Origin of the sequence: Xanthomonas sp. NCPPB 1638 (genome assembly GCF_041475635.2) — a bacterium.
GTDB classification, from domain to species: Bacteria; Pseudomonadota; Gammaproteobacteria; order Xanthomonadales; family Xanthomonadaceae; genus Xanthomonas; species Xanthomonas cucurbitae.
Map to the genome: position 1 here is coordinate 4,620,036 of NZ_CM192984.1, position 16,349 is coordinate 4,636,384.

Here is a 16,349-nt window from a genome sequence, read left to right on the forward strand (position 1 = left end):
CTGTCACCGGATGGGCTGCGCTCACACGCCGCAGCGCCGCAGCGCCGGAGTCGGCCAGGTGTGGAAGCATCCCACGACGGGTGCGATCGCCGTGAGGATGCTTCCTCTGGCAGCGCTGAGTCCACGCGTCTGGACTCACGCCTCCGCGCTTTCCACCCATACCCGCATCTCGCCTTCGCCGCGATTTCCCCAGGCAAAATACGGCACGAAGCACAGCCGCTGCGTCTGCCAGCCGGGTGCGGCAGCGTCGTAACGGTACAAGGTGTCCGTCTCGGATTGATCGACGCGGCGCAGGCCATCGGTCTGGATCAAGGTCATGCCGGCCAATGCGCCCTCCCCGGGCACCAGGGTGAACTCTGCCGAGCGCGGCAGGGCCACTTGATAAAGTTCGCTGCCGTTGTCCACCTGCTCCAGGCAGTACACCAGCGGGCCGCGTTGCAGGGCCAGCTTGCCGGCAGCCTGCCGCAGCAGCGCATGACCACTCACGCGTCGTATCGGCATCGGTAGTTCCAGGACCAGACGTTGGCCCGGTTGCCATTGACGCGTAATCACCGCATAGCCCTTGCGCAGCTCGAACGCCAGCGGCACATCGTCCAGCGTGAGCGTGGGCGCCGGGCACCAGTCCGGGATGCGCAGGGCCAGCGTGGTGGTGAACGCACGTTCGGCCGCGATCCCGATCTCCACCCGCCCATCCCACGGATAGTCGGTGCGCTGCGACAAGGTGATGTGCACCCCGTCGCGTACCAGCTCGACCTGCCCGCCGGCATACATGTCCAGAGACAGCGCATCCTCGCGCTGGGTGTACAGATACTGCCCCAGCGAAGCCAGCAGGCGGGCGATGTTGGGCGGGCAACAGGCACATCCAAACCAGGGCTGGCGAACCGGTTTGACATGGTCATGGGCATGGCTGGCAGCCATCGTACGCGGCACCGTTTCCAGCGGATTGACGTAGAAGAACGCCTTGCCGTCCAGCGAGATGCCAGCCAGCACGGTGTTGTACAAGGCGCGTTCCATGACATCGGCAAAGCGCGCATCGCCTTCCATCTGCAACATGCGCTTGGCGAACAGCATCAGCCCGACCGAGGCGCAGCTCTCGGCGTAGGCGGTGTCGTTGGGCAGGTCGTAGGCGCTGGTGAACGATTCGCCCCAGCTCTGCGCGCCGATGGCGCCGGTGACGTACAGCTGCCGCTGCACCATGTCTTCCCACAGGCGCAGGCAGGCCTGCCGCTTGTCTGCATCGCCTTCCAGCAGCGCCAGGTGCGCCACGGCGGTCATCAGGTACACGAACCGCACCGCATGGCCGGTGGCGTGCTGCTGCTGGACCACCGGCAGGTGCGCCTGGCTATAACCCTTGTCGCGTACCATCCAGGCGCTGCCGTGGTTGTCCCAGTACGCCGTGCGCCCACGCCGCTCGTATTCCTGGTCGTACCAATGCGGCTGGGTCCCGCGCTGATCGACAAAGTAGCGCGCCAGCGCCAGGTAACGCGCATTGTCGGTGACCTCGTACAGGCGCAGCAGCGCCAGTTCGATTTCCGGGTGCCCGGGATAGCCCTGCAACTGTCCCGGTGCGGTGCCGAAGGTGGCATCGATATGGTCGGCGAAGCGGCAGCAGACCTCCAGCAGCGCGCGCTTGCCGGTGGCGCGCACATACGCCACGCCGGCCTCGAACAAATGGCCGGCGCAATACAGTTCGTGGCATTCGGCAAGATTGGTCCAGCGTTCGGCGGGCGCGACCAGCGAAAAATAGGTATTGAGATAGCCATCGGGCTGCTGTGCGGCGGCGACCAGCTCGATCACCGCATCGGCTGCGGCTTCCAGTGCCGGGTCGGGCTGCTGGCACAGCACATAGGCCACCGCCTCCAGCCACTTGGCCACATCGCTGTCCTGGAAGATCATGCCGTGGAACTGCCCCTGCGCACGGCCGGCGGCGATGCGGAAGTTGGCGATGGCATGGCTGGGTTCGGCATCGGCAACCCGATCGTTGAGCGCTTCCCACTGGTAGGGCAGCGCCACCTCGCGCACCAGCGCCTGATAGTTGCGCCAGAACGGCGCGGTCAAGGCCACCTGTGTAAGGTCGATGTCGTTACTGTGCGTCATGGGTGATTCCTTGGGTGGCCGCCGGCATCGCCAGCGGGGTGGGGGTCTGTGAGTGGCGGCCCGCCTGCGCGCGCGGCCAATGCGGCGGCGATCTGCTGCATGCGCGCGTTATCGAGCCTGCAGAAGCGGCTGGCGATCGCCACCAGCAGGTGCAGGCCGGCGGGCAGCAGGGTTTCCAGTGCGGTGATGCCCTGCCGCGACAGCGCCTCCTGGGGAACGCCGGGGCGGTAATGGCACAGGTGCAGCACCAGCGCAATGATCCCGGCACTGACCGCCCATGCCAGCTTGATCGCCAGCAGGTTGACCGCAAAATTGAGCCCGGACGCCCGCTGCCCGGTCTTCCAGGCGCCGTAGTCGTCGGCGAAGGCCATGATCGAAAAATGCAAGGGCAAGGTCATGCCCAGCAAGGTGCCGTTGAGGAAGATCGTCGCCAGCCACAGCGATTGCCGGGCCGGGCCGGTCGGCAGGAACCACATCGCCACGCCCATCGCGGCCAGGACCAGGTTCAATCGAAAGTACACACGCACCGTCTCGGCGCGGCGCGCCAACGGGGCGACCAGCAACGCTCCGGCGATCGCGGCCAGCGCCACCAGGCCGAGAAACAGCGAGGTGTAGCCGGCATCGCCACCCAGGACATAGGTGACGAAGTACAGGTAGCCACCACCACGCAGGTTCATGACGTTAATCAGCAGGAACGACATCAGCGTCAGCAGCAGTAGCTGATCGTTGCCCCACACCGCCGCAATATGCCGGCGGATGGAAAACGGCCCGGGAGCGGGCAGCGGCACGCGCTCACGCACGCTGACGAAGCAGAGCAACAGCATCGCCACCGCCAGCGCGCACATCACCGCCACCCCGGCCTGGTAGCCACGCGCCGCATCGCCACGGCCGAACACCGTCACCAGCCATGGCAGGCCCACCGAGACCAGCAAGCCTGCCAGCCCGCACAGGGTGAAGCGCCATGATTGGCTGGCGACGGTGTCCGCGCGCGACACCGTCATTGCATTAATCATCGCGCAGTACGGAACGTTGACCGCCGTGTAGCAGATCGACAGCAGCAAGTAGGTCAGGCACGCCCAGCCCAGCCGGCCGGTGCCATCCAACGCGGGCACGGTGAAGGCCAGTACCCCGGCGATGCCCAACGGCAACGCCATCCACAACTGCCACGGCCGGTAGCGCCCCCAGCGGCTGTGCGTGCGGTCGGCCAGCAGGCCCATGGCCGGATCGGCAAGCGCATCGAACACCCGCACCACCAGGAACATCACGCCCACCGACGCCGGATCCAGACCGACGACATCGGTATAGAAAAACGTGAGAAAACTCATGACGAGGCAGGTGATGACCGTGCCGCCCGCATCGCCGAGCCCGTAGCCGATGCGCTCATGCAGCGCGAGTCGTGGCACACCGGTTCCGGTGACGGCCGCAGCCGGTGATTTATTGGTGATGTCCAGCTGCATCGTGCACCTCCCACCGAGAATGTCGTTGTGCCCATCGGCCGGCGCCCACCGCGCCACTGCCAGCCCGCGACCGTTGCCGCATCACCCCGCGCGATCGACCCGACGCGCGACGGTGCTACCGAAGAAGCGTTGCAGCAGGCAGAACGCCAGCAGCAGCACGCCGATGGCGATGCGCGTCCACCACGAGCTGAGCGTGCCGTCGAACGCGATCAAGGTCTGCAGCACGCCCAGGATCAGCACGCCGAACAGGCTGCCGATGACCGACCCGCTGCCGCCCGACAACAGCGTCCCGCCAATCACCACCGCGGCAATCACATCCAGCTCCAGGCCCAGCGCGTGCAAGCTGTAGCCGCTGAGCGTGTAGACCGTATAGACCACCCCCGCCAGCGCCGCACAGAATCCGCTCAGCGCATACACCCCGATATCGGTGGCCGCCACCGGCAGGCCCATCAACACCGCCGATTGGCGGTTGCCGCCGATCGCATAGACCGTGCGTCCGAATGGGGTCAGCCACGCCACGCTACTGCCGGCAACCACCAGCAGCAGCGCCAGCACCGCGCCGGCCGACAACGAGGCCCCCCCGCCCAACGGCAGGCGCCAACTGGCCATGGCGGTGTAGAACGGGTGGTCGATATCGATCGATTCAACGCTGATGAGCGTGGCGGCGCCACGCGCCAGGAACATGCCCGCCAGGGTGACCACGAACGGTGGCAGCCGGTAGCGCTGGATGAGCGCGCCCATCACCGCGCCGAAGCCGGCGCCCAGCGTCAGCACCAGCGCAATCGCAGCCGGTGGTGGCCAGTGTTGGTGCTGCACCAGCTCGGCGCTGAGCACCGTGGTGAAGGCGATCACCGCGCCCACCGACAGGTCGATCCCGCCGCTGAGGATCACAAAGGTCATGCCCACCGCGACGATCAGCAGGAACGCATTGTCGATCAACAGATTGAGAAAGACCTGCGGCGACAGGAAGCCGTCGTAGAGGATGCCACCACCCGCCGAGAGCGCCACGAACAAGGCGATCGTGACCAGCAGGGTCAGCCTGCGCGGATCGCGGCGACGCGGCGGGCGCGGCACGGCATCGGTAGCGCCAACGGTCTCCGGCACGCCCGTCACCGGCCTGACTCCGCCGGCCGCGCACCGATCCAGCCAACCACCTGGGCGCGAAATGCCGCCGATTGCAGCAGCAGCACCAGGAAGACCAGCACGGCCTTGACCACCAGATTGATTTGCGGCGGCAGCCCGATGGCGTAGATGGTGGTGGTCAGCGTCTGGATAATCAGCGCACCGACCAGGCTGCCGGCAAGACTGAAACGGCCACCGCCCAACGCGGTCCCGCCCAGGCTCACCGCCAGGATCGCGTCCAGCTCAAGCAGCTGGCCGGCGTTGTTGGCATCGGCACTGGCCACGTTCGAGCTGACCAGCAGCCCCGCCAGCCCGGCACTGACGCCGCAGAACACATACAGCGCCAGCGTGATCGTACCCGCGCGCACGCCAGCCACCTGCGCGGCCAGCGGGTTGTGGCCGATCGCCCGCACGAACAGGCCCAGCGCACTGCGGTGCATCAGCAGCGACAACGCCACGAACACCGCCGCCACCACGAACAGCGAGAACGGCAAGCCGAACAGGTAGCCGTTGCCGAGGAACGCGTAGGGCGGGTAATAGATGGTCAGGATCTGGCCGCCGCTGAGCAGTTGGGCGATGCCGCGCCCAGCCACCATCAGGATCAGCGTGGCGATGATGGGTTGCATGCCGGCCTTGACCACCAACAGGCCGTTCCACGCCCCGCACAGCGCCGCGACCACCAGCGCCAGACCGATGGCGGCCAGCAGCGGCCACGGCCCGGTGCCGACACCGACGTGGGCAATGGTCCAGGCGGCCACCGTCGCGGCGATGGCCAGCACCGCGCCAACGGAGATGTCCAGGCCGCGCACCGCGATCACCAGGGTCATGCCCAGCGACACCAGTGCCAGCGGGGCGGCGCGGTTGGCGATATCCACCAACGTGCCGAAGACGCGGCCGTCGCGCCATTCCAGCGTCAGGAATCCGGCATTGAACACACCGTTGCCGGCCAACAGCAATGCCAGGGTCAGCGCCGGCCACAGCACCGGCTGGGCCAGCAGGTTGCGCCAGCGGGACGGGCGCGGGGCGGCGTCGATGGGCGCGGGGGAAGGTGTCTGGGTCATCCGGCGCGCTTCCTCAGGTGCCCGCAATCAAGGCCAGTACCTGCTGGCCATCGCATTGGCCGGGCAGTTCCCCGACCTTGCGCCGCTCGCGCAATACCGCGATGCGATCGCACAGGCGCGTCAGTTCGTCGATTTCGGCGGAGATGAACAGCACCGCCATGCCCTGCCGCGCCAGCCGGACCACCTCGGCCGTGATCTCCTGCTTGGCGGCGACGTCGATGCCGCGGGTTGGCTCATCCAGGATCAGCAGGGTCGGCTCGGTGGCCAGCCAGCGCGCCAGCACCACCTTCTGCTGGTTGCCCCCGGACAAGGTGCCCACCGGGGTGTCCAGGTCGGCGGTCTTGATGCCCAGCCTCTGGACCAGCTGCACGGCCAGGGCGTTCTGGCGCTCGCGCGACAGAAAGCGGCGCCACCCCAGCCGCGCTTGCAGCGCCAGCACGATGTTGTCGCGGACCGACAACTCGGCGACGATGCCTTCGGTCTTGCGTTCTTCCGGGCACAGCGCCAGGCCCCGCGCCACCGCATCGGCGGGGTGGGTGAAGCGGCATGCCTGTCCCTGCACCCACAATTGGCCCTGGTCGGCCTGGTCCAGGCCGAAGACCAGGCGTGCCAGTTCGGTACGGCCGGCACCGAGCAGGCCGCCCAGCCCCAGCACTTCGCCCGCACGCACCTGCAGGTCGGTCGGCGCCAGCTTGCCGCGCCGGCCCAGCCCCTGCGCATCGACCACGACCGGCGCCTGCGCCAGATCCGTCGCGCTGGCGCTGCGGGCCTGGGTCATGGCGACCTCGCGCCCGACCATGGCCGCCACCAGCGCGGGCGCCGGCAACTCGGCCGGCAGGTACTCGCCGACCAGGCGGCCGTTGCGCAGCACGCTGATGCGATCGGCCACCGCATAGACCTGGTCGATGAAATGGCTGACGAACACGATCGCCATGCCACGCTCGCGCAGCCGCCGCATCACCCGGAACAACGCGCGCACTTCGTCCTCGTCCAGGCTGGAGGTGGGCTCGTCCAGGATCAGCACCCGCGCCGATACGCCGATTGCCCGTGCAATGGCCACCATCTGCTGGATCGCCACCGGGTAATGCGCCAGCGGCCGGTCCACGTCCAGCTCCAGCTGCAGCTCGCGCATCAGCGCGCGCGCGCCCACCCGCACCTGCGCCCAGTCGATCGCCCGGCTCCAGCGCCGCCGCGGGTAGCGGCCGGCGTAGAGATTCTCGGCCACCGACAGGTTCGGACACAGGGTCACTTCCTGATAGACCGTACTGATGCCGGCGTGCTGCGCCTGCAACGGCGTGGCCGGCGCGATCGGCCGGCCGTCCAGTGCGATGCGGCCGGCATCGGGCGCTTGAACCCCGGTCAACAGCGCGATCAGGCTGGATTTGCCGGCACCGTTCTGGCCCATCAGGGCGTGGATCTCACCGGCATGCAGGCACAGGTCCACGCCGTCCAGCGCCACCGTCGCCCCGTACCGCTTGCTCAGGCCCGAGGCCTGCAACACCGGCGCGTTCATACGGCCACCCTGGGCAAGCAGCGGTGCCTGCGCATGCTCAGTACTGGCGCTTGGGCAATTCGGCGGCGGCGTGTTCCTGCGTGAACACGCCCTCCTCCACCAGCACGCGGCGCGGCACCGGCCGGCCGGCCTTCAGGTCGACGATCAGACGCGCCAGTTGCGGACCCAGCAGCGGATTGCATTCCACTGTTGCATTGAGCTTGCCGGCCTTCATCGCCTCGAATGCCCCACGCACGCCGTCGATGGACACGATGCGCACGTCGTGACCGGGCTTGAGCCCGCCCTCTTCGATCGCCTGGATCGCGCCGATGGCCATGTCGTCGTTGTGTGCGAACAGCACGTCGATCTTGTTGCCCTCGGCCTTGAGGAACGACTCCATGACTTCCTTGCCCTTGGCGCGGGTGAAGTCGCCGCTCTGGGAGCGCACGATCTGGAAGCGCCGGTCGGCATCGAGCACCTCGTGAAAGCCCTTCATCCGATCGTTGGCCGGCGCCGAACCGACCGTGCCCTGCAGCTCGGCCACGCGGATCGGACCGGGCTTGCCGGTGCTGTCCTGCACCAACCAGCGCGCCGCCTTGCGACCTTCTTCGACAAAATCCGAGCCGATCAGCGTGGCGTACAGCGATGGGTCGGAGACCTTGACCGCGCGGTCGGTGAGCACCACCGGGATCTTGGCCGCCTTGGCTTCCTGCAGCACCGTTGCCCAGCCGGATTCGACCACCGGCGAGAACGCGATCACATCCACCCGTTGGGCGATGAACGAGCGCAAGGCCTTGATCTGGTTTTCCTGCTTCTGTTGCGCATCGGAGAACTTCAGGCGGAAGGTGGGCGCCACCAGCGCGGCCTTGATCGAGGCGGTATTGGCGGTCCGCCACTCGCTCTCGGCGCCGATCTGGCTGAAGCCCACGGTGATCTGCCCGCTCTGACCGCCACTACCGCGCGAGCAGCCGGCTGCCAGGACCACCAGCATCGCCAATACCACGACGCGCCACTGCTTGTTCATGCTGTCTGCCTCCCAGGGAATGGAACCGCGCTGCACCAACACACCCGCGTTGCCGATCGACCCTGCCTGCCCACCGCGTGGCTGCGGCATCGGGCCGGCGATGCTCGCCGCCGGCAGTGGATCGGGTGCAATGCGGCACGTCCATGCGCACGCATCGCCTCACGCGCAACCACGCAGGTCTCCGTTGCGCAACGCACGCCTGCGCAGCAGCGGTCCTGCCAGGCGTTTCCCGCCCACGGCCACCTCAAAGCGCATGCACGCCGCCAAGGGCGAACCCGGAATCGCTGCGCACCAGCGGATTCACCAACGGATGGCCCAATGCAGGCAGATCGATCTCGAAGCAGTCGCCCGGCTGCACCTGGAACTGATCGGCAAAACTGAGCGTGGCCGTGCCGAAGAAGTGCAGGTGCACATCGCCCGGCCGACGATGCGCTGCGTACTTGAAGTGGTGGTATTCCAGATTGGCCAGCGAGTGGCACATGTTGGCCTCGCCGGTCACGAAGGGTTTTTCCCAGACCAGCTGCTCGCCGCGGCGGATGCGGCTGACGCCGCGCAGATCGGCCGGCAGCGCACCGCTGCGCAACTCCGGTCCCACCGCACAGGCGCGCAGTTTGGAATGCGCCAGATACAGGTAATTCTGGCGTTCGGTGACATGGTCGGAAAACTCATTGCCGATCGCAAACCCCAGGCGATGCGGCGTGCCATCGGCACCGATCAGGTACAAGCCCACCAACTCCGGTTCTTCGCCGCCGTCCAGCGCAAAATCCGGAGACGGCAGGGGCGCGCCCGGCGCCACCAGCACGGCACCATCGCCCTTGAAGAACCATTCCGGCTGCACGCCCGGTGTGCCATCGGTGGGAATGCCACCCTCCAGCCCCCACTGGAACATCTTCATCGAATCGGTGAGCGCGCCGGCAGCGTGCTGCGCCTGCAGGGTTTGATGCATGGCGTCGCGGGCGGCCGCACTGCCCAGATGGGTCAGCCCGGTGCCGGACACCATGCAATGTGCAGGGTCGGGGTGTTGCAGCGGCGACAACACCCGCAGCGCAGCCAGCAATGGCGCATACGGCTGCACGCTGTCGCCCCCCTGCAGCGCAACCTGCGCCTCCAGTGAGCGGCCGGCGCTGATGGCCGCGCTGGCAAGCGCGTAAGTGGAATCGACGCCGTCGATCCGGCGGACCGTCTGTCCGTCGGCCGTGACCTCGCCCACGCACGGGACGCCTGCAGCATCGAGAAACTGGATCAATCGCATTGCCTGCCACCTTCTCGCCAGAGGAGCGGATCGCCGTGCCCCACGCGCGCCAGTCGGGCACGCGTGATCGGCGGCGAGCAGCAGTGTGCGATTGCCACGCATACACAACAAATATAGATTTGGGAAAAACCCATACCCAAATTGGCATTGACCTACCAATGACCTCCGCTCCCTGGTTCCTGCGCGCGCGCCTCAAGACCCGGCAGCTGATGTTGCTGATCGCCATCGATGAAGAAGGCAACATCCATCGCGCGGCCGAGGTGTTGAACATGTCCCAGCCGGCGGCCTCCAAGCTGCTGAAGGATCTGGAAGACATGATGGAGGTGCAGCTGTTCGACCGCCTGCCACGCGGCATGCGCGCTACCTGGTACGGGGAAAGCATGATCCGCCATGCCCGCATCGCCCTTGCCAGCCTCGGCGAGGCCGGGACCGAGATCCAGGCACTCAAGGCGGGCCACAGCGGCACCGTGGGCATCGGCGCCATCGCCGGGGCGGCCATGACGCTGCTGCCGCCGACACTGGCGCGTGTCACCCGGCAGCACCCGGCATTGCGCGTCTCGCTGCTGGTGGAAAGCAGCGACGTGCTGCTGGAGCGGCTGGCCCAGAACAAGCTCGATTTCATGGTCGGCCGCCTGTTCGCCCGCCATGACAAGCGCAACCTGCATTACCAGGCGCTGGCCCGTGAAGAGATCTGCGCCATCGTGCGGCCGCAGCACCCGATCCTGCAGCACCAGCAGCACAGCCTGGAGGCACTGGCCGCCGCTTCCTGGATCGTGCCGCCGCAAGGCAGCGTGCTGCGCCACCGCTTCGAGCTGATGTTCCAGAGCGCCGGCCTGGAACCGCCGCAGCAGGTGATCGCCACCACCGCACTGATGTTCATCACCAAGATGCTGCAGGAAAGCGACAACCTGGCCGTCGTCCCGGTGGACGTCGCCCGGCATTACGTGGACCACGGCATGGTACAGATCGTGCCGGTCGCCTTGTCCTGCCGGATGGACGCGTTCGGCATCATCACCCGGACCGACTGGCTGCTGTCGCCCGGTGCACGCACCGTCCTGGCCATGTTGCAAGAGGTGGGAGCCCAGGTGTATGGCGGAGGCGCCCTGCCCGCAGATGCCTGACCGCGCGCCCCTGGCCGCAGCCCGAGATGCCGAACAGCCGCCTCGGTCAGCAGATCGATAACGATGTTGCTATCGATGATCTGAATATTGTTATTTTTACAGTATCAATGTGCCCGGTAGGATTGAGCGCGAACCCGCCTGCGCCATGCGCTGCACCTGCTCATCCGACTCAAGGATCCCTCGCTCATGGATTCACCGGACACGCCGTCCCGACGCAGCCAGCAGTGGTTCGGCCGGCAAGGCAAACAGGGGTCTTACTACCGCAGCTGGCTCAAGGGGCTGGGCCTGCCGGACGACCTGTTCGACGGCCGCCCGGTCATTGGGATCTGCAACACCTGGTCGGAGCTGACGCCCTGCAACAGCTCCTTCCGGGAACTGGCCGAACACGTCAAACGCGGTGTCTACGAAGCCGGCGGCCTGCCGCTGGAATTTCCGGTCATGTCGCTGGGCGAAACCCAGATCCGCCCCACCGCGATGCTGTATCGCAATCTGGCCAGCATGGACGTGGAAGAATCGATCCGCGCCAATCCGCTGGACGGCGTAGTGCTGCTGATGGGCTGCGACAAAACCACGCCGTCGCTGCTGATGGGCGCGGCCAGCGTCGATCTGCCGACCATCGGCCTGTCCGGCGGGCCGTCGCTGTCGGGCAACTGGCGGGGCCAGCCGGTGGGCTCGGGCACCGGCGTGATCCAGATGTCGGAGATGGTGCGTGCCGGCACCATGACCCAGGCCGAATTTGTCGAGGCCGAATCCTGCATGCAGCGCTCCAAGGGCAGCTGCATGACCATGGGCACCGCCTCGACGATGGCGGCCATGGTCGAGGCGCTGGGCATGTCGCTGCCCGAGAACGCCGCGATCCCGGCGGTGGATGCACGCCGCTACCGGCTGGCGCACCTCAGCGGCCGGCGCATCGTGGAGATGGTGCGCGAGGATCTGCGCATGTCCAGGATCCTCACCCGCGCCGCCTTCGAAAACGCGATCAAGGCCAATGCCGCCATCGGCGGCTCGACCAATGCGGTGATCCACCTGCTGGCACTGGCTCGCCGCATCGGCGTGGAGCTCACGCTGGAGGACTGGGACACCCTCGGCTCGCGCCTGCCCTGCCTGGTCAACCTGAAGCCATCTGGCCAGTACTTGATGGAAGATTTCTACTACGCCGGTGGCCTGCCGGCGGTGCTGCGCGAAATTGCCGCCGACCTGCACCTGGATGCGCTCACCGCCAGCGGTCGCACGCTGGGGCAGGCCATCGCCGATGCACCGTGCTGGAACCGCGAGGTGATCCACGCCCTGGAGGCCCCCTTCAAGGCCGAAGCCGGCATCGCCGTGCTGCGCGGCAACCTGGCGCCGGACGGGGCGGTCATCAAACCGTCTGCCGCCTCGCCGCATCTGCTGCAGCATCGCGGCCGCGCCGTGGTGTTCGAGGACATCACCGATTTCAAGGCACGCATCGACGATGAGACCCTGGACATCGACGAAACCTGCGTGATGGTGCTGAAGAACTGCGGCCCACGCGGGTACCCCGGCATGGCCGAAGTGGGCAACATGCCGCTGCCGCCCAAGCTGCTGCGCCGTGGCATCACCGACATCGTCCGGATTTCCGACGCACGCATGAGCGGCACCGCCTACGGCACGGTGGTGCTGCACACCTCCCCCGAGGCCGCCGCCGGTGGCACCCTGGCGCTGGTGCGCACGGGCGATTTCATCGAACTGGATGTCCCCAACCGGCGCCTGCACCTGGACGTCTCCGATCAGGAGCTGGAGCGCCGCCGCCAGGGGTGGGTGCCACTGCAGCCACCGGCGCGTGGCTGGACCCGGCTGTATGTCCAGCACGTGCAGCAGGCACATCTGGGTGCCGACCTGGACTTCCTGGTCGGCGGCAGCGGCGCGGCAGTGGGCGACGATTCGCACTGAGCAGCGCGCAGCCAATGCTGGGCGCGGCGTCGAGCGATCCGGCGTGCACCGGACTACTGCGCAAATTCGATGCCCAGCGCCTTCACCCGCACCCGCGCCAGCATCGCATGCGAGGTCATGTACAGCGTATGGCCGTCATTGCCGAACGCGCAGTTGGAGATCGCCTCGCCGGTTTCGATGCGGCCCAACCGCTGGCCGGCCGGGTTGAACACGATGACGCCGCCAGGGCCGGTGGCGAACAGATGGCCGTCCGATGACACCGCCATGCCGTCGGGCAGGCCGGGGGCATCCTTGGCGACCAGATCCGAGGCGTCGGCGAACACGCGCTTGCCGGTGACGGCGCCGTGCGCATCGAGCGCGTAGGCCATCCAGATCGGACGCTTCGGATCGGAATTGGACACGTACAAGGTGCGCTCATCGGGCGATAGCGCGATGCCGTTGGGGAAGCTCAAGCTGTCGTCCAGCAGGTGCACGCTGCCGTCGGGATCCAGCCGATACACCCCATTGAAGTGCAATTGCTTGACTGGCGAATCATTGAGATCCTTCAAGCCATACGGCGGGTCGGTGAAGAACACCACGCCATCGCGGCGACGCACCACATCGTTGGGGCTGTTGAAGCGCTTGCCCTCGAAGCGGGTGGCCAGCGGGGTCTTCTTGCGGGTGGCCGGGTCGAGCCTGGCCACGATGCGGGTGCCCGAATCGGCCAGCAGCACCGTGCCACCGGGCTCGGCATACAAGCCATTGGCGCCGGCCTCGCGCAGCGTGGCCTGTTCCGGGCCGGTATAGCCAGATGGCGACAACAGCACCGACAGGCCAGCCTCCTCGGACCAGCGATAGAGCTTGTTTTCCGGCACATCGGTGAACAACAGGTAGCCCCCGCTGCGCACCCATGCCGGCCCTTCTGACCAGGTGAAGCCCTCAGTGAGCTTCTCGATGCGTGCATCGGCCGCGACTACCTTGCCGAAGCGCTGGTCGAAGGTTTCCAGATGCCCGATGGCGGTGAATCGCGGCGGCGGGGCTTCCTTCCTGGTGCAGGCAGCGACAATGGCCAGCAGAGGAACAGCCAACAACAGGTAGGGCGACACGCGCATCGGTCATCCGGCTTCAGGTCCAGCCTCATGATGCCATCAAGTCTGTGCAGCGTGTCAGCCACTGCAGGGCGCTGCAGTGATTGCGCGCTGGTGCAACGTGTCACTCACCTCGTGTGGGATCGATACAAGGCTGCGCTGCCCAGGATGAGGTCGTTGAAGCCAGTAACACGACAGTCCCTCAGCGCTTTCCATCCGGAGCTGTCTCCACCTGATCTTCAGATAGCTCCAGGCCAGTCCGCTTGGCTGCAGCCAATAGTTCAGCCCTGTGGCCTTGTGCTGGCCATCCAGCGACCGTGTCGATCACACGGCCCGCATCCATGAAGTAGAACATCGGCGTTGCCCACTGTGTCAGCATCGGCCAATCACTCCTGCGGTACGCCAGCGACATCTGCTGCTGCGGGTATCTCGCGTTCCAAGCGGCAAACACCGAAAAATCGTCTTGCCTGCTCGGCGGCGCGATCCATTTCGAATGAGATCGCATCACTGCGTTCAATGCCGGATCCTGGCCGATGGCAGCCATGGCGCGTTGCGTGTAGGGACACAGCGGATCTGCAACGACGATGATGAGGCGAGCGGCATCGAGGTGCGTGGCGACATGCAAGAGCCGCCTGCCATGCATTGCGATACGCAACTCGCTTGGCAACCCTGCGGCAACGGCGATGGGCTCCACCACCTCCGGTGGTGGATGAGCCAGCCCGTCAGCGTGATGCGCAAAGAATGCCGTTGCGGCAGCAAAGTCTCGCGCTGCCAACAGCGCACGATAGGTCTGCACGACATCGTGAGGCGTTGATGCATGAAGGCGCTCCAGGGCAGCCAAGGCCTTGACCTGGTCTTCGGTGATCCTGGAATCGCCGGTATAGAACGAGGCCGCATTCGCGACCTCGAACATTTGACGGGCCTGGCGAGCATCGAGACCCGACCATGACCGATTGGCCATCAATGCACTCCGCATCTTCTCGTAGCGTTGCTTGACCCGCTCAGAGAGCGCAAGATCGGATTCATTCGACCTCCGCACTGCGGCGGCTTCGATCGTGTCCGCAGTCGCCGCAGATGCAGACGGATCAAGGTCAACAGCATGCGCAAGCGGTGGAGAAACCAGTAGCCAGAGCAGCAGTGCGAGAAGTAGCCCGCTCAGCAATTTCCCGTGCAAATCTTGGTGAGTGACTGAGTGCATGTTGCACGCGCCTCGCAACGTTGGTCGCCGTCATCTGCCTGCATTTCCAGGGTCTCATGATGGCGCAATCCGCATCACTGTCAATCAACAGCCCCGGCACCGACCGTGTTGCGCGTTGTCTACCGCTTGGTGACAGGATCGCCTAGACCCGACTCGCCGTAGTGCGTGGAGAAATTCAGCGGGAGTTGACTCATAGACGCATTCAAACCCGCGCTGCGTCTCGGCTGTGCGAGTCTGAGTGAAACTTGCCCGCCCAACAGTCATATCCCCGGTAAATCATGCCGGCAATGAACCATTTGGCCGTTTTACTCTTCAGGCACCGCCAACACCGCCTCCAGTGCCGGCTTGGGCCGATGGTCGCGATCGAACAACAAGGGATAGTTGATGCGGCCGGGCACCGGGTAGTCGTTCTTCCATGACATGCCGTCGCTGACACCCCAGACGCTGACGCGCGCCAGCGTGTCGCGCTTGCGCCAGAACAGCGCGAACAGTTCCGCATAACGCTCGGTCAACTGTGCCTGCACCTGCGGCGGCAGGCCATCGCGATATGGGTCGAGAAAGCGCTTGAATTCCGGCAGCTGGAACTGCTTGTGCGCCAGGCCGGTGCCGATTACCTGGCCTTCCCTGGTAACCGGCAACACGTCCACGTCCAGTTCGGTCACCATGACCTTGATGCCGAGCGCGGCATACGCATCGATGGCCGCTTCGATGTCCTGCACGCTGGGATAGTTCAGCCCCCAATGCCCCTGCATGCCGACGCCGTCGATGCGGATGCCGGCCTGCTGCAGCATCCTGACCATGCGCACGATGCCATCGCGCTTGGCCGGCCGCCAGGCGTTGAAATCGTTGTAGTACAGCTCGGCGTCCGGCGCGTAACGCTGCGCGAAGGTGAAGGCATTGCGCACCACGGTGTCGCCATCGCCGACGCGTTGCACCCAGTTGGTGGGACGGTAACTGCCATCTTCGTCGATGATCTCGTTGACCACGTCCCAGGCCTGTACCTTGCCGACATAGCGCCCTGCCACCCGTTCGATATGCGCACGCATGCGCTCGATCTGTGCCGCCGCGGTGTTGGGTGCGCCGTGCGCATCCACGAAGAACCACTCCGGGGTCTGGTTGTGCCAGACCAACGTGTGCCCGACCACGAACAGGCGCTGGCGGTGCGCATAGGCAACGAACGCATCGGCGGCGGCGAAATCGAACACACCCGGCCGTGGGGCGACGACCTCGGCCTTCATCACGTTCTCCGGCGTGACGGCATTGAAGTGGCAGGCCACCAGCGCCGCCGAGGCAGCGTCCTTGCCCGAGACGATCTCGGCATTGACTGCCGTGCCCAGCAGGAATCCGCTGGAATATGCACCTTTCAGCGTCGCCGCTGCGGGCGCGCACGCCGGCGCGGCCAGGGCCGGTGCAGCGCTCGTGCTCGCCGCCAGCAGCAAGCCGCAGCACAGCAGGAATGGTCGGTTGGGCATGCGCGTTCTCATGGCAACGGGCAGGCATCTGGCAGGGGGTGCGGCCAGGGCCGGCCGGTGTGCATCGGTAGGCAG

12 protein-coding genes are annotated in these 16,349 nt (G+C 66.4%); 2 read left to right on the forward strand and 10 right to left on the reverse strand.

Going from position 1 to position 16,349, the window contains the following annotated elements; all coding sequences use genetic code 11:
* Nucleotides 1-135: 135 nt before the first annotated feature.
* From ACCQ13_RS20090 to araD1, 7 genes are all read right to left on the reverse strand, one after another.
* Nucleotides 136-2,097: a glycoside hydrolase family 127 protein gene (locus tag ACCQ13_RS20090; RefSeq protein ID WP_159407867.1), complete on the reverse strand. Its 1,962-nt coding sequence runs from the start codon at nt 2,095-2,097 to the stop codon at nt 136-138.
* The gene (locus ACCQ13_RS20095; RefSeq protein WP_343236092.1) at nt 2,094-3,554 is read right to left on the reverse strand and encodes an MFS transporter; all 1,461 of its coding nucleotides are present in this window, start codon (nt 3,552-3,554) and stop codon (nt 2,094-2,096) included. Before ACCQ13_RS20095 ends, ACCQ13_RS20090 begins: the two co-directional genes overlap by 4 nt.
* Nucleotides 3,555-3,635: 81 nt before the next feature.
* Complete coding sequence (gene yjfF / locus ACCQ13_RS20100) at nt 3,636-4,628, reverse strand: galactofuranose ABC transporter, permease protein YjfF (protein WP_274392115.1); 993 nt, start codon at nt 4,626-4,628, stop codon at nt 3,636-3,638.
* Between the two features lie 35 nt (nt 4,629-4,663).
* Entirely contained in the window at nt 4,664-5,737 is a 1,074-nt protein-coding gene (locus tag ACCQ13_RS20105) for an ABC transporter permease (RefSeq protein ID WP_104605495.1), read from the reverse strand.
* A gap of 13 nt (nt 5,738-5,750) precedes the next feature.
* Nucleotides 5,751-7,250 (reverse strand): sugar ABC transporter ATP-binding protein, encoded by a 1,500-nt coding sequence (locus ACCQ13_RS20110; RefSeq protein WP_104605493.1) that lies wholly within the window; start codon nt 7,248-7,250, stop codon nt 5,751-5,753.
* Nucleotides 7,251-7,287: 37 nt separating this feature from the next.
* A complete protein-coding gene (locus tag ACCQ13_RS20115; RefSeq protein WP_223214376.1) occupies nt 7,288-8,343 on the reverse strand; it encodes an ABC transporter substrate-binding protein in 1,056 nt (351 codons plus the stop codon).
* Nucleotides 8,344-8,497: 154 nt separating this feature from the next.
* Complete coding sequence (gene araD1, locus ACCQ13_RS20120; protein ID WP_104605491.1) at nt 8,498-9,505, reverse strand: AraD1 family protein; 1,008 nt, start codon at nt 9,503-9,505, stop codon at nt 8,498-8,500.
* Nucleotides 9,506-9,663: 158 nt separating this feature from the next.
* Here araD1 and ACCQ13_RS20125 point away from each other — a divergent pair, with 158 nt between their 5' ends.
* Nucleotides 9,664-10,626, forward strand: a complete 963-nt coding sequence (locus ACCQ13_RS20125; protein WP_104605489.1) for a LysR family transcriptional regulator — start codon at nt 9,664-9,666, stop codon at nt 10,624-10,626.
* A gap of 186 nt (nt 10,627-10,812) precedes the next feature.
* A complete protein-coding gene (locus tag ACCQ13_RS20130; RefSeq protein WP_159407869.1) occupies nt 10,813-12,537 on the forward strand; it encodes an IlvD/Edd family dehydratase in 1,725 nt (574 codons plus the stop codon).
* A 53-nt stretch (nt 12,538-12,590) separates the two neighbouring features.
* Here the strand turns inward: ACCQ13_RS20130 and ACCQ13_RS20135 are convergent, their stop codons facing one another.
* The 3 genes from ACCQ13_RS20135 to ACCQ13_RS20145 form a co-directional block, all read right to left on the reverse strand.
* Complete coding sequence (locus tag ACCQ13_RS20135) at nt 12,591-13,628, reverse strand: SMP-30/gluconolactonase/LRE family protein (RefSeq protein WP_104605485.1); 1,038 nt, start codon at nt 13,626-13,628, stop codon at nt 12,591-12,593.
* Nucleotides 13,629-13,806: 178 nt separating this feature from the next.
* Nucleotides 13,807-14,802 (reverse strand): hypothetical protein, encoded by a 996-nt coding sequence (locus ACCQ13_RS20140; protein WP_159407870.1) that lies wholly within the window; start codon nt 14,800-14,802, stop codon nt 13,807-13,809.
* Nucleotides 14,803-15,107: 305 nt separating this feature from the next.
* A complete protein-coding gene (locus tag ACCQ13_RS20145; protein WP_159407871.1) occupies nt 15,108-16,274 on the reverse strand; it encodes an endo-1,4-beta-xylanase in 1,167 nt (388 codons plus the stop codon).
* Nucleotides 16,275-16,349: the final 75 nt, after the last annotated feature.